13 protein-coding genes are annotated in these 13,783 nt (G+C 66.3%); 6 read left to right on the plus strand and 7 right to left on the minus strand.

What is annotated here, in order from left to right:
- From H290_RS0103950 to cofD, 3 genes are read right to left on the minus strand one after another with little or no spacing between them, the layout of a single operon-like run.
- Positions 1 to 567, minus strand: coding sequence for an NUDIX hydrolase (locus H290_RS0103950; RefSeq protein WP_020105468.1), 567 nt, complete (start codon positions 565 to 567; stop codon positions 1 to 3).
- Positions 564 to 1,937, minus strand: coding sequence for a coenzyme F420-0:L-glutamate ligase (locus H290_RS0103955; RefSeq protein WP_020105469.1), 1,374 nt, complete (start codon positions 1,935 to 1,937; stop codon positions 564 to 566). The genes H290_RS0103950 and H290_RS0103955 overlap by 4 nt, the downstream gene beginning before the upstream one ends.
- Positions 1,930 to 2,970, minus strand: a complete 1,041-nt coding sequence (gene cofD / locus H290_RS0103960; protein WP_020105470.1) for a 2-phospho-L-lactate transferase — start codon at positions 2,968 to 2,970, stop codon at positions 1,930 to 1,932. Before cofD ends, H290_RS0103955 begins: the two co-directional genes overlap by 8 nt.
- Positions 2,971 to 3,434: 464 nt before the next feature.
- Here cofD and H290_RS0103965 point away from each other — a divergent pair, with 464 nt between their 5' ends.
- The gene (locus H290_RS0103965) at positions 3,435 to 3,668 is read left to right on the plus strand and encodes a WhiB family transcriptional regulator (RefSeq protein ID WP_028462746.1); all 234 of its coding nucleotides are present in this window, start codon (positions 3,435 to 3,437) and stop codon (positions 3,666 to 3,668) included.
- A 118-nt stretch (positions 3,669 to 3,786) separates the two neighbouring features.
- On the opposite strand, the gene H290_RS0103970 is transcribed toward H290_RS0103965, so the two are convergent.
- The gene (locus tag H290_RS0103970) at positions 3,787 to 4,293 is read right to left on the minus strand and encodes a metallopeptidase family protein (RefSeq protein ID WP_051121871.1); all 507 of its coding nucleotides are present in this window, start codon (positions 4,291 to 4,293) and stop codon (positions 3,787 to 3,789) included.
- Between the two features lie 75 nt (positions 4,294 to 4,368).
- Between H290_RS0103970 and H290_RS0103975 the strand changes: the two genes are divergently transcribed.
- Positions 4,369 to 4,788 carry a DUF3499 domain-containing protein gene (locus H290_RS0103975; protein WP_196809494.1) on the plus strand — a complete coding sequence of 140 codons (420 nt, stop codon included), beginning with the start codon at positions 4,369 to 4,371 and terminating at the stop codon, positions 4,786 to 4,788.
- Here H290_RS0103975 and H290_RS0103980 read toward each other — a convergent pair.
- Complete coding sequence (locus H290_RS0103980; protein ID WP_020105474.1) at positions 4,709 to 5,926, minus strand: phosphatase PAP2 family protein; 1,218 nt, start codon at positions 5,924 to 5,926, stop codon at positions 4,709 to 4,711. The two genes, H290_RS0103975 and H290_RS0103980, sit on opposite strands and share 80 nt — an antisense overlap.
- Positions 5,927 to 6,054: 128 nt before the next feature.
- Between H290_RS0103980 and H290_RS0103985 the strand changes: the two genes are divergently transcribed.
- Genes H290_RS0103985 through manA form a run of 3 tightly spaced genes read left to right on the plus strand, consistent with a single transcriptional unit; the run spans position 6,055 to position 9,804 of the window.
- Positions 6,055 to 7,449, plus strand: a complete 1,395-nt coding sequence (locus tag H290_RS0103985; protein ID WP_020105475.1) for a phosphomannomutase/phosphoglucomutase — start codon at positions 6,055 to 6,057, stop codon at positions 7,447 to 7,449.
- 19 nt (positions 7,450 to 7,468) lie between these two features.
- On the plus strand, positions 7,469 to 8,569 hold the full coding sequence (locus H290_RS0103990) for a hypothetical protein (RefSeq protein WP_020105476.1): 1,101 nt from the start codon (positions 7,469 to 7,471) through the stop codon (positions 8,567 to 8,569).
- A complete protein-coding gene (gene manA / locus H290_RS0103995; protein ID WP_020105477.1) occupies positions 8,569 to 9,804 on the plus strand; it encodes a mannose-6-phosphate isomerase, class I in 1,236 nt (411 codons plus the stop codon). The genes H290_RS0103990 and manA overlap by 1 nt, the downstream gene beginning before the upstream one ends.
- Here manA and eccE read toward each other — a convergent pair.
- Complete coding sequence (gene eccE / locus H290_RS0104000) at positions 9,798 to 11,468, minus strand: type VII secretion protein EccE (protein ID WP_020105478.1); 1,671 nt, start codon at positions 11,466 to 11,468, stop codon at positions 9,798 to 9,800. The genes manA and eccE overlap by 7 nt on opposite strands.
- Positions 11,469 to 11,574: 106 nt before the next feature.
- On the opposite strand from eccE, the gene eccB reads away from it, so the two are divergent.
- Positions 11,575 to 13,023 (plus strand): type VII secretion protein EccB, encoded by a 1,449-nt coding sequence (gene eccB / locus H290_RS0104005; RefSeq protein ID WP_028462750.1) that lies wholly within the window; start codon positions 11,575 to 11,577, stop codon positions 13,021 to 13,023.
- Between the two features lie 16 nt (positions 13,024 to 13,039).
- On the opposite strand, the gene H290_RS27755 is transcribed toward eccB, so the two are convergent.
- Positions 13,040 to 13,663 carry a TetR/AcrR family transcriptional regulator gene (locus H290_RS27755; protein ID WP_036518129.1) on the minus strand — a complete coding sequence of 208 codons (624 nt, stop codon included), beginning with the start codon at positions 13,661 to 13,663 and terminating at the stop codon, positions 13,040 to 13,042.
- Between the last annotated feature and the right edge of the window lie 120 nt (positions 13,664 to 13,783).

Genomic DNA, 13,783 nt, shown 5'->3' on the forward strand with positions numbered 1-13,783 from the left:
TCAGAACCGGCCGAGGGCGGTGGTGATCAACTCGGGGATCGCCGGATGTTCGGTGTTCTCCGGTAGCGCATCGATCGGCCACCACCGCAGGTCCACCGACTCGTCGCTCTGCACGAACTCGGGCAGTGAGCCATCCGGACGGTCCGGCGCGAATGCGGCGAACCGCAGGTCGAGATGCCGGGTCGGGACGCCGAGCGAGCAGGTGATCGGATGGGTGTGGATCTGCACCAATTCGTCGATGACTCCGAGTCCGGCGATGCCGGATTCCTCCCGGGCCTCGCGGGTGGCCGCATCGGTGATCGTGGTGTCGTCCTCTTCGCAGTGGCCGCCGAGTTGGATCCACTTGCCGACCCGTGGATGCAGCGTCAGCAGCACGTGGGTGCGCGCGGCGTTGAACACGATCGTCGACGCGGTGATGTGGCCGGCGGCGGATTCACGCAGACACCCGTCGGGGGCGGCCGCGAGAAAAGCCAAGATCGTGTGGCGCAATGAATCCTGGTGCGGATCAGGGGTTTGCCACCGGGTCAGCAGATCGGTGGCCGATGCGTGCAGGGACTGCCGGCTCACAGTTCCACCACCAGCGAGTCGATGGCCGCGGCCGGGCGCGGCTTGTCGCTGGGTTCGGTGGGGAAACCGATGGCGACGGCGCCCAACGGTTCCCAATCACCCGGCAGGTCGAGCTCGTCACGCACCAGTTCGGGAGCGAATATCGTCGACCCCACCCAGCAGCTGCCCACCGACCGGGTCGCCAGGGCGACCAGCAGGCCACCGACCGCCGCGCCGCCGGCCACGGTGAACATGGTGTGCTCGGCAGCGCTGCGCTCGGCATCGGGATAGTCGTGGCGTCCATCGCCGGTCAGCACTGGGATGACGATTTCCGGTGCGGTGTACAGCAATTGGCCCCGGGCCACGCGCTTGGTGACGGACTCTGGGGCCTTGCCGTCGGCCCTCAGATGCGCCCGCCAGCGTTCCGCCATGGCATCGAGGAGTCTGAACCGCCGCGCATCGTCGCGTATCCAGATGAACCGCACCGGGTGACTGTGGTGCGGAGCCGGCGCGGTCAGGGCTTCGGCGAAGGACGCCCGCATGATCTGCTCGGGAACCCGCTCGTCGGTGAACTTGCGCACCGACCGCCGCATCAGCAACGCCTGCTGACGGCCGAGCTCCAGCGCCTCGGCGGTACCGAGCCAGAACAGGTCCTCCTCGCCCGGGCGCACGAGATCCCTTGCAGTGGTGCCGTTTTCGCGAGGTTGCAGACCTCGGACGACGGCCACCGGGATCTCGCCGATCTTGCCCTTGACCAGATCGGCGGCGGCGGCCAGTTCGTCGGCGATCGCGATCTCGGTGACGATGAGGGGGTTGCCGTATTCGTCCACCGAACCCTCGTACGGGTGCGTGACAGCGATTCCTGCGGCCCCGATCGCCGCGTCGGTCTGTCCGATGCGCCAGGCCCGTCCCATCGTGTCCGTGATCAGCACAGCGACGTTTACGCCGAGGCGCTCCTTCAGCGCCGATCGCAGGGCTGCCGCACTGGCATCGGGATCGACCGGGAGCAACGCCAATTCGTCGCTGCCGACGTTCGAACCGTCGACGCCGGACGCCGCCTGCACGATGCCGAGTTTGTTCTCGGTGATCAGCGTGCGGTTCTTGCGCGCCAGCACTCGGACGGCTTCGGCGTCGACCAGTGCCCGGCGGGCGGCGTCGCGCTCGTCGGGGTCCGACGGCGCCGGGACCATCCGGCCCTCGACCTTCGAGATGATCTTGCTCGTGACGACCAGGATGTCCCCGTCGCGGATCCATCCGGCAGTGTCGGCCAGCGCCGCGGCGAGGTCGTCGCCCGGGTTGAACCTGGGCAGGCCCGGGATCGGGATGATCTCGATGCTGCCCGCCGAAGCGTGATCAATGGGGGCGTGGTCGGCCGGGGTCTGCTCACTCATACGAGACACCCACCAGATCGCAGGCGTCACGGACCATCTGGGCGGTGGTGGCGGGATCGGTCATCAGCAGCGGTACCGAGGCGACCTTCACGCCGGGGATGTCGGCGGAGTCGCCGGGCGCGATGAGCCAGCCGTCGAGCACGCCATTGGCGCTGCGGGCGCCGTAGTGGCGGCCGACCGCTTCCGGGGTCGTCTCGACGTCCACCACCGACAGGCATTCGTCGGCCATGCCACGCAACGGGCTCGTCCCGATGATGGGGGAGACGCCGACCACGGGAGCTTTTGCGGTGCGCAGGGCACCGCGGATACCGGGCACGGACAGGATGGCGCCGACGCTGACCACCGGATTCGACGGGGCGAAGAGGATGATGTCGGCCTCGGCGATCGCTTCCAGCACACCGGGTGCCGCCTTGGCGTCATCGGAACCGACCTGCGCGAATCCATGCGTCTGGATCTGGGCGCGGTGCCGGACCCACCACTCCTGAAAGTGGATCGCCACTTTCTCTTCGGACGCCTCGGTCCCATCGGCGGCCTGCTTCGCTGCGTCGATGGGGCGAGTGACCACCACGTGGGTCTCGTGCCGATCGTCGGTGGCGGGCAGCAGGCGTACGCCCGGATCCCACCGCCGGCACAGAGCTGCGGTGATGTCGCTGAGCCGGTATCCGGCGTCGAGCATCTGGGTGCGGATCAAATGCGTGGCCAGGTCGCGGTCACCGAGTCCGAACCAGTCGGGGTCGGCGCCGTAGGCGGCCAGTTCCTCTTTGGCGTGCCAGGTTTCCCCGCGCCTGCCCCATCCGCGATCGGTGTCGATCCCATCGCCGAGGGTGTACATGCAGGTGTCGAGATCCGGGCAGATACGGACGCCGTGCATCCACGCGTCGTCGCCGACGTTGACCACCGCCGTCACCTCGTGCTCCGAGGGAGGCAGGCCCTCCGCCAGCACGTCGGGGAACGACGTGCGTCCAAGGAGTTCGCGAACACCCTGCAAAAATCGGGCGCCACCGACGCCACCAACAAGAACCGTCACCTTCACAAGCAACCACCCTAGGGCCCCGGGGCTTCGGCCTCGCACCGTGTCGGCGCCACGTAGCATTGACCGGGCCGGCAGACGGTGTCGCCGGGTGTTCGAAGTGTTCGAATCGCGTCGGTGTCTTTTTGGCTCTCAACCCCGTGTCGAGACCTGGGAATGACTCTTCGGGGTGGTAAAGCAATTTCGCCGCGCGGCTTGACCTGGACCCCTGAACCGATGTCTAATCACATCAGTGTCATTCCCAGTTTTAACAACGAGAATTGTTGCGGGGCATGGGAATCGATCACATGTTCGAATATTACTGACCACCTGCACAATTCGAAGTGAGATGAGGAGGCGGGGCGATGGCTCTGGAACACATGGCTACCAACAGCCTTGAACCGCAAGTCGATTCGCAATTGAACGCACCCGAAGACCGTCAGAACGAACGTCCCCGGCTCAGCCTGGTCACCACTGCATTCGACGAGATGTTCGACATCGTCGAAGATCAGTGGCAGGACCGGGCACTCTGTGCCCAAACCGATCCTGAAGCATTCTTCCCTGAAAAGGGTGGCTCGACCCGCGAGGCAAAGCGGATCTGCCAGGGGTGCGAGGTCCGTGCAGAATGCCTCGAGTATGCGCTGCACAAGGACGAGCGGTTCGGCATCTGGGGTGGCTTGTCGGAACGCGAACGCCGGCGCATCAAGCGCGGCATCGTCTAGTTCGGGGGATTTCGGTCACCGACCATCGGTGACGTTCACGGGGGTGACATCGGGGGATGGCCGCGCAGTGTGAGCTGTTGCGGCACTTTGTTTTTCGGCACATCGCGACCCGCAGGCCCTATTGGGGCGGCGGGTCGATTGTGTCTTCGTCGACGCCCAGATGGGCGGCAACCTGCTGGACGAGTACCTCGTGGAGGAGGTCGAGCAGGTCTGCGCCCTTCTTGGCGCGGCTTTCCAATGGTCGCCGGAACAACAGGATGCGAGCCTTGGTCGCCCGGCCGTCGCCGTCCATACCTGGCGGGATGAGCCGGGCCAGCGGGATCGGTCCATCAGCGGTGACCTCTGCGGGCCACTGCACGGTGTCGGGGTCCCGCGGCAACATCCGGGGTACCTCGTCGACCGCGATGTCGAGTCCGGTCAGCCGGTCGTGCCAGCGGGCGTCGATCTCGGCAAAGGCCTCCAGGACGACCGCATCAAACGATTGGGATCGGCTCGTCCAGGCCGGCACATGGGTGGGGAGCAACGATGATCGCAGGCCACGGCCACGACGATCCCGGACCCGGAGGACGCCTCGATCCGATCGTCGGCGCCGTGGTCGGGCCAGCGGAGGACGAATGGGTGCCATAAGTCGCAAGTCTAGGCAGGTATGTGCGGTGTGTCCTGCTTCGACCCGCCCGGAGAACGGGATAATCTTCCACCCGTGAGGCTTCCACGTCAGTGTTCTCGGCCCGGCTGCGCCAACCCGGCGGTCGCAACGCTGACTTTTGTGTATTCAGATTCGATCGCGGTGGTCGGGCCGTTGGCGACGACTCCCGAACCGCACTCGTGGGATCTGTGCGATACCCACGCGACCAGGATCACGGTTCCGCGTGGTTGGGAGATGCTGCGCAGTGAGGGTGGATTCGCCGCGCCGTCGCGTGATGAGGACGACCTGACCGCATTGGCCGAGGCCGTCCGCGAAGCCTCCGGTGGCTCGTTGGTGTCACGTGTCTCGTCGGTGCCCGACGCTGCGCCTCACCTCAGTCGGGCGCAGACGCAGGTCAGCGGTCCCGAGCCGCTTCCGCGCCCGCGACCGGGTCGACGTGGACACCTTCGAGTGCTGCCTGATCCCGTCGACTGAACGACACTGTGGCCGATTCCATCTCCGCGGCTTCGGCGACATCCGCCGGGCCGCGTCCTTTGCGCCTGTACCAGGCCTTTTCGCCGTAGTTGCAGATCACCATCACCAACGCGGCCAGACTCCACCCCAGGATCAGGTCGATGACGTAGTGCTCGGCCGAATACACCAGGGTGAACCCCATCACCAGGGCATAGCCGGTGAATATCGTGCGGCCCAGCGCCCGCGTCCGGCCCCACATGAACATGGCGAGCAGGGCGGTGACCCCGGCGTGCAGTGAGGGGATCGCGGCGACCTGGTTGGACTTGTCCTGTCCGACCTCGATCACATCCCGGACCGGACCGATGTGCAGTGCTTCCCAGCCGCGACTGGAGATCCGCTCGACGTACGGCGCCGCGCCGTCATGGACGGGCACCACCTGGCCGAGAAGGTTGTTGGGCACGACCTGCTCGGGCGTGGTGATACACGTGGGGAACGCGGGCCCGTCGACGACCTCGACGGAGGTGCACTTTGCCGCGGCCCACGGCGGAGCAGCGGGAACCATCACATAGCCGATCAGCCCCAGGAAGAAGATGGAGATGAGGCGGAGGGTGAACTTGCGCCACTGGTCCCGGTCGCGGAGCCACAGGAAACCGGCGACGGCGTAAGGGACGACGAAGTAGGACATGTAGACAAAGCTCGTGAACACCTCCCACCACTGGGCTTCTGCCAACTTCAGGTGCGCCTGCAACCAGACGGTGGGCACCACGCCGAACATCCACCGGTCGGCGTCGACGGCCAGATGCCACCGGGTGGGCATGCCGAGGAACGCGGCGATCCCGCGCGTGGAGTCGTACACCGTGAGCAACACACCGAACGGCAGCCAGTCGCGGATCACCGACAACAGGTTGCGGCGACCGATGGACGCCGCGGCGAGTCCGATGGCAACTGCGACAAGCACATACGAACGGCCGAATGACATGGTCCGGGTGGCGAGCAACACAACGATCGTCAGCGCCCAGATCGTCACGGTCAGGCGCCGGATGAGCACCAGGTTGAATCGCTCCGCCCCGAGGCGGGCAACTTTGAACTCGGCGAAACGCAGTCGCGAGTACCAAGATGATGGAGGGGCGTCGGTCTTCGGGGTCTGTGTCTCCGTCATGATTAGGCGGTGACCCCGCGCTCGACTGCCGGGACCACCGGCGAGAACTGACCGCAATGGACCGGCTGCGCCCGCGCGGGTGTGTATGCAAGATCGTAAATCTGTACTGACAGAGAAGGAGTCAACCCGTGGAACGTCCCGCGCAACTCTTCAGCCAGGAGCTGGTGAGTGCCGTCATCAAGGCCTACGACGTTCGAGGGCTTGTCGGAGAGCAGATCGATGCCGATTTCGTCCGTGCTGTGGGAGCTTCCTTTGCACGCCTGATGAAGGGCGAAGGCCAAACCGCGATGGTGGTCGGACACGACATGCGGGAGTCGTCCCCGGAACTCGCCGCGGCGTTTGCCGACGGTGCGCTGGATCAGGGGCTCGACGTCACCCTGATCGGGCTGGCCTCCACCGACCAGCTGTACTACGCCTCCGGAGATCTCGACCGGCCGGGCGCGATGTTCACCGCGAGCCACAACCCCGCGAGCTACAACGGGATCAAGATGTGCCGGGCCGGCGCAAAACCGGTGGGCCAGGACAGCGGTCTGGCGACCATCTCGCGTGAGCTGGTCGAGGGTCCGGGAGCCGAGACGGCGGGACCCGTCGCCCGGGGTTCGCTGGACGAACGCGACGTACTGAAGGACTATGCGGCGTTTCTGCACAAGCTCGTCGATCTTTCCGGTCTGCGGCACTTGACAGTCGCCGTCGATGCGGGCAATGGCATGGGAGGTCACACAGTTCCGGTGGTCCTGGGTGGTTCCGAGGGGTTCACCGTGCGTTCACTGTACTTCGAGCTCGATGGAACGTTTCCCAATCATGAGGCCAATCCGCTCGATCCGAAGAATTTGGTGGACCTGCAGGCCTATGTGAAGGACACCGGGGCCGACATCGGTCTGGCCTTCGACGGTGACGCCGACCGGTGCTTTGTGGTCGATGAACTGGGCGATCCCGTGTCTCCGTCCGCGGTCACCGCACTGGTTGCCGAGCGTGAGCTCGCCAAGAATCCCGGCGGTGTCGTCATTCACAACCTGATCACCTCGCGGGCGGTTCCGGAGCTGGTCCGGGAACTCGGCGGTGAGCCCCTGATGACCAGAGTTGGCCACTCGTTCATCAAGGCACAGATGGCCGAGACCGGTGCGGTATTCGGTGGCGAGCATTCGGCTCACTACTACTTCCGGGACTTCTGGGGCGCCGATTCGGGCCTGCTCGCCGCCATGCATGTCCTGGCCGCTCTCGGGGCCTCCGATCAGCCGCTGTCGAAGATGATGGCGCGTTATGAGCGCTATGCCGGTTCCGGTGAGATCAACTCGACGGTGGACGATCAGGCCGCACGCACCGCCGCGGTGCTGGCGGACTTCGCCGACGAGATCACCGACATCACTCGGATGGACGGGGTGACGGTCGATCTCGCCGACGGTTCGTGGTTCAACCTGCGGGCGTCGAACACCGAACCGCTGCTGCGACTCAATGTCGAGGCGGCGACGACCGAACGGGTGAATGTACTGACCGAACGAATCCTGGGGGTCGTTCGGGGCTGATTCACACTAGGCTGGACCCATGTTGACCGGAGCGCCCGAAATCGACGACGTCGCCGCGTTGCTCGACGCCGATGTCGAAGGTCTGCTGCCGGCTTCGGCGATGGCCGGTGCCCAGTGCCGCGCGATGGCCGCGGCCCGGGACGAAGGTGTGCTCGAACCACTCGAACAGCTCCGGCCCCGCGCGGTGGTGGTGGTCTGTGGTGACGGCACCTCCGGGCGGGCAGTGGATCTGGTGATCGCGCTCGCCGGTCCGCATATCGATGTCCCGCTGATCAAGTGCGCCGCGGTGCCGCCGTGGATCGGGCCGCTGGATGTGGTCGTGATCGCCGGTGACGATGCCGGTGATCCACGCCTGGCCGATGCGGCTGCGCGGGCCGGCCGGCGTCGCGCCGAAGTTGTTGTCGCGGGACCGGTCGAGGGACCGTTGCAGGAGGCCCTGGTCGGTCCGGTGGTGGATCTCTCACCACGCGTGCATGTCCCCGCCGCCTACCGCTTCTCGCACTATGTCGCGGCGCTGTTCGCGGTGCTCGACGCTTTGCGTGCGGTGCGGTTCGAGGGCCGGCACCCGGACCTGTCGGCGATGGCCGACGAGCTGGATACCGAAGCCGCCGGAAACCATCCCGGCCATGAGCTGTTCCACAACGCCGCAAAGGAACTCGCGGTCCGAGTTGCGGATCGCAGAACCGTGTGGACAGGGGATACCGCAGCCGGGATGGTCGTCGCGGTGCACGCGTCCCGCGCGATTTTTGCCGGTGCCGGAGTCGTCAGTACCGCAACGGATCTGGGCGAGGTGGTCGCGGCGGGGACGCTGTCGGCAGGGTACGGTGGCACCATGCCGTCCGACTACGATCCGATCTTTCATGACGTCGAGATCGACGGTCCGATACCGCGTGAACCGATTCGCGTGCAGGTCCTGACCACCCCGGATCGGGAGTGGCTGGTGCGCCGCCTGACCGCTTCGCTGACCGACGTCGACGTCCGCACCAGTGGGCCCGCCGAACAGTCCTCCGCCGAGCCCCAGCCCAGGGGTTCGGGGATGGAAGACCTTGTGCCTCTGATGATTCTCGCCTTACGCGCCGATATGGCCGCGGCCTACCTGCGGTTGGTCGGTAGCCGCTGATGCACTTGCTCGACGGTGTGATCAGGCCATACGCCTGGGGTTCCCGAACCGCGCTTGCGGAATTGCGTGGACTCCCGACGCCGAGCCCGCATCCGGAGGCCGAGCTCTGGTTCGGTGCACACCCGGCGGCTCCGGCACGGGTCGGCGGCGGGTCGGACGACCAAACCCTGCTCGATGTGGTCGACGCGGATCCGCGTGGTCAACTCGGTGGCGCGTGCGCAGACCGATATCGGGGCCGGCTGCCCTTCCTGGTGAAAGTCCTTGCGGCAGATGAACCCTTGTCGTTGCAGGCCCATCCGAGCCTGGAGCAGGCCAAAGACGGATTTGCCCGGGAGAATGCCCAGGGAGTCGAGGTGGGTGCGCCCAACCGCAACTACCGCGACGACAATCACAAACCCGAATTGGTCGTGGCCATCACAGAGTTCGAGCTGCTGGCCGGTTTCCGCAATGTCGCCGAGACCGTCGACCTGCTGCGGGCACTGCAAGTGCCCGAACTCGACGCCTACCTCGGAATGCTGGCGGGACAACCTGATTCGCAGGGCCTGCGGGCGTTGTTCACCACCTGGATCACCCTTCCGGAGTCGGCGCTGGCAACTCTGATCCCGGCGGTCATCGACGGGGCCATCGCATATCTGGCGTCGTCCGGGAACGGTCAGTTCGCGGCCGAGGTCCGGACATTTCTGGAGATCGGTGAGAACTATCCGGCCGACTCGGGCGTGCTGGCCGTACTGCTGCTCAACCGGATCTCGTTGCGTCCCGGCGAGGGTCTGTTCCTGCCCGCCGGCAACCTGCATTCCTACCTGGGCGGTACCGCTGTCGAGGTGATGGCCAGCTCCGACAACGTCTTGCGGGGTGGTCTGACACCGAAACACGTGGATGTGCCCGAACTGCTCCGGGTCCTCGATTTCACGCCCGTCTCGCGGTCCGAGGTCACCCCGACGATGCACACACTCAATGCCGAGTTGATCTACCAGACACCGATTTCGGAGTTCCGGTTGTCGATGGTCGAACTCGACGGCACCGGCATCCACAAGCCGTCATCGATTCTGTTCGATGTTCCCGGGCCACAGATCCTGCTGTGCACGTCCGGTGCGATCGAGTTGCGGGGTGCGGGCACCAGTCTGCTGGTCCCGCAGGGCCAGGCGGTGTGGCTGGCCGACTGCGATCCGGACGTCGTGGTGCACGCCGGCAGCGCACGAAGCATTTTCTTCCGGGCTCTGGTCCCCGGTCAGTAGACCGGTGCGGCCCCGACGGCAGCATCCCGCTCGGGCGCTGGGCCACCCGATGCCCGGGCGGCGTTGGTCGAGGGCAGGCTGCTTCCGATGAAACTGATCTCATCTCCGGTTGCCACCATGGTGACCATCGCCGAACCACCTGGTGTCGAGATCCAGATGTCCTGGGGGGCAGCATGATTCTGGACGAGCCGGATATCGGCCGGCTCGGTGTGGGTGCCGGGGGGTGCCAGGATGACGGTCGTCGGCGTATCCACCGTGGTCGGGGTGAGACCGTCGAACATCGCCACCGTGAAGTGCCCCGGAAAGACGCGCCCACCGGCCAGGGCCACGAGTCCGGGATCGCCCACCGCGGTCACGAATTGCTGCCAGTCGGCGGGCCGGTCGCTGTAGATCAGCACACGGGCACCGACTCCGATGGCCCGCAGGAGTACCTGCTGGGCGAGGTGCAGTCCGCCGGCGATCGAAATGCGATGCGGGCGCCCACCGAGTAGATCGACCGCCACCGCGCGTCCGTTGTGATCGGCGCCGATGAGCTGGCCACAACCCGCAGCGGCCAGGAAGACGCGGGCCAGATCGTCTGCGGCGACGGTGTGTTCGGAGATCGGCGGCAGTCGGTCGGCAGGCCCGACGGGCAGGCTCGCGGCCAGGGCGGCGCGCTGACGGCCATGGAGGGGGATGAGTCCCTCGATCGGCGGCCCGCTGATCGGTGTGTGTTCGGTAATGATCGTGTTGAACCTGACCAGGGTTCGCAGGGAGATTTCCCCTTCCGCGGTCGGCCGAAGTCGGGTGGTGACGGTCGTCGACACCGACGGCACCGCCCACACCTCGTCGAGATTGCGCGCGAGATGTTCGGGGGAGACCGCAAACGTGGACATCTGCAGTCGGCCGACCGACACCGACTCCCAGCGTTCGGAGACCTCGCCGCCGCCGGCTCCGTGAGCGAGTTGAGTTGTCGCTGCGGTGATCTCCGCCCCAGTCAATGCGGTTGTCGACAGCCCGCGGCCACCGATCCGGTTGGCGACCCGGCGGGTGGCGACGAGCGCGGTGCGCAGTGCGCCCTCGGACCCGCCGCCGCGGCGGGCCACCGCCTCCGGGCATCGGGAGGGATCGAGGCGAAGGACCACCAGCACCGACCGGTAGGCCGTGGCCGGGAGCGGGCCCAGCGTGCGCAGGTAGACCTGCGCCACACGGCCGGCGCCATGCGAACGGATGCCGTGGCTGATGACGTCGATCGATTCGAGTTCGATGTCGAATTGGCGAACACTCTCGGCGAGCGCCGTCAGCGGGATGCCCGCAATCCCGGTGGTCGGGACACCCGGGTTGAGCAACGCGATCGTCGGCGGCGGAGTGTCGATCCGCAGAACGGTGATCAGGGAGGTGCCGTCCCAGCGGGCTCCGATGGGTGTCTCGTCAGGGACCGGGATATCGAAGGGTGCCTGGTCCGGCCTGGATCCGTCCGGTTCGGATCCTCGCAGAAGGCGTCGACGCCATAGTCCGAACCGCAACATCGACAACCGCGCCACCGATGTCCGGCCAGGCGGTGCCACCAGCATCGCCGACAAGAGCACAGCGGCGATCAGCGCAGTCCACCACAGCGGGCCGTTGTCATACGCGAGCACCAGCGCGCCGGCGATCAACAGCTCGATCGCGACCACAACAGTCATGAATTCCCCCCACAGCCATCGGCCCCGATCCAATGGTCGAGCGCCGGACGTACCCCGGCGCTCAATGCTGCTATACGCTACACCGCGGGAGGACTGGGGGGATGTTTTGCCTGCTCAATTGACGACAAAGGCTCAGGTCAACGGCTACCGCTTTTTGCTGCGCCGACTCGAGCACGCGCTGATCCGGCGTGATGTACGGATGTTGCACGATCCGATGCGGTCACAGTTCCGTTCGCTGGTGGTCGGGCTCGTGCTGGCGTTGCTGGTACTCGCCGGATTCGGCGTGTACGGACTCATCAAACCGCAAGGCACCGTGGGGAACTCGAAGATAATCGTGAGCAAGACGGCCGGCGCGATGTATGTCGTGGTCGACGGCCGATTGCATCCGGTTCTCAATCTTGCGTCCGCCCGGTTGATCAGCGGCAGCGACGAGTCGCCGAAATCCATCGCCGAGAAGAAGCTCACGGGGTACCCGCGGGGACCGTTGCTCGGGATACCCGGTGCGCCACCGGCATTGCCGGGACCGCTGTCCGCCGACATCTCGCAGTGGACGGTCTGCGACATGGTGTCCGATGATGCCGCAGTCACCACGGTGGTCGCCGGAGAGCCCGAACTCGGCGACCGGGTGAGGGCGGCGACGACGGGCGATGCCTCCCTGGTCACCGCCGGTGACGACACCTATCTCATCTTCGACGGGAAGCGGGCACGGGTCGATACCGGCAGCGTTCCGGTGCGGCGTGCGCTGGGCATCGACGGGGCGCCGGTGCGAACGGTGAGCCCGGGCTTGCTCAATTCCCTGCCTGAGGTCGAACCCATTGTGGTTCCGGCGATCTCGGGTGCGGGAACGCCGTCGGCGCTGGGCGACGACATCTCCGTCGGAACGGTGATCAAGGTGACGGGCCTGTCGGGTGCGACGACCTACTACGTCGCACTGGGACGGGGTGTCCAGCAGGTCGGTGAGGTGGCTGCCGAGGTCATCAGGCAAGCCGACACGGCCGGTGGTGGCACTGTCCCGACGATGGGTCCGGGTGCGCTGACCGGTGTCGACACCATCGACGAATTGCCGGTATCGGACTTCCCTTCGGTGACGCCGGTCCTGACCGACGTCGATGCCGACCCGGTGTTGTGCAGCGCGTGGGTGCGGTCGAAGGACGATTACCAGGCGGTACAGAGCGTGCTCCTCGGATCGACGTTGCCGCTCGGTTCGAAAGAAGCGCCGGTGGTACTGGCCGGAGCCGATGGACCCGGTGCCGGACTCGACGCGGTGTTCGTCGAACCGGGCCGCGGGCATTACATCCGCGTCACCGGTTCGGAACCGGACAGCACACGCGCGGAATCGCTGTTCTACGTGAGTGATTCGGGTGTCAGATTCGGTGTCCCGGATCAGAACACGGGTATTGCCCTCGGGTTGGGGGACAGCCCGGTCCCGGCACCGTGGTCGATCGTCTCATTGCTGGCCACGGGGCCGACTCTGTCGCAGAGCAATGCGCTGGTGTCGCACGACGGGATGGCGCCCGACCTCGCCGGGACACAGATCGGCGCACCCGAGAACTGAACCGGCCGAACGTGGTTCAGCCCTTCATGGGCTGCAGTGACCGGACCAGGGATTCCCACTGATCGGCGATCTGGTCGAACGGCATGTGGTCGTGGTGATGCAGGTGATAGATGGCCGGTGGGTCCAGCGGAGCGAGCACCGCGATGCACATCAACTCGAGGTTGCCGTGAAAGCCCATGGCCTGGAGCAGTGTCCTTGTGTGGATGACCGACACGATGCGGGTGGGGTGCCGAAATCGTTGGGGGCCACCTTCTTCGGCTTCCAGGAGAATATCGAGGTGGGCGGCGGCGGTTGTCAGCCGTGCGCGTCCGTAGGCGATGAGCCGGTCGAGCGGGTCGACCTTTTCGCCGGGGGCGCCGGGGCCGAGCGGAGCGGGTCCGCTCAGGAAGGCCTGCTGCAACTGGGACTCGGAGTGATCGAGCAACGCGATCATGAGTCCGGATCGATTGCCGAAACGGCGGAAGACCGTGCCCTTGCCGACACCTGCCTCCTTCGCCACGGCGTCCATCGTGACGGCGGATGCACCATGGCGATCGATGAGCCGGGTGGCTGCTTCGAGCAGGAGTTGGCGATTGCGGGCGGCGTCCGCGCGCTCCGACTCGGCCGGCGCGACGAGCGATGGCCCAGTCGGGCGCCGCAGGGGAGTCGGTGGCGGCGTCGTCAGCAGAGGTAGTGCGCCGACAGGTGTGCCGGATTGCTGCTGGTCTGCACCCGGGGCCGGGTGCCGAGGGGGCGTGGACACAGCACTGACTGTAACGGT

It is taken from the genome of Nocardia sp. 348MFTsu5.1 (assembly GCF_000383535.1).
Classification (GTDB): domain Bacteria; phylum Actinomycetota; class Actinomycetes; order Mycobacteriales; family Mycobacteriaceae; genus Williamsia; species Williamsia faeni.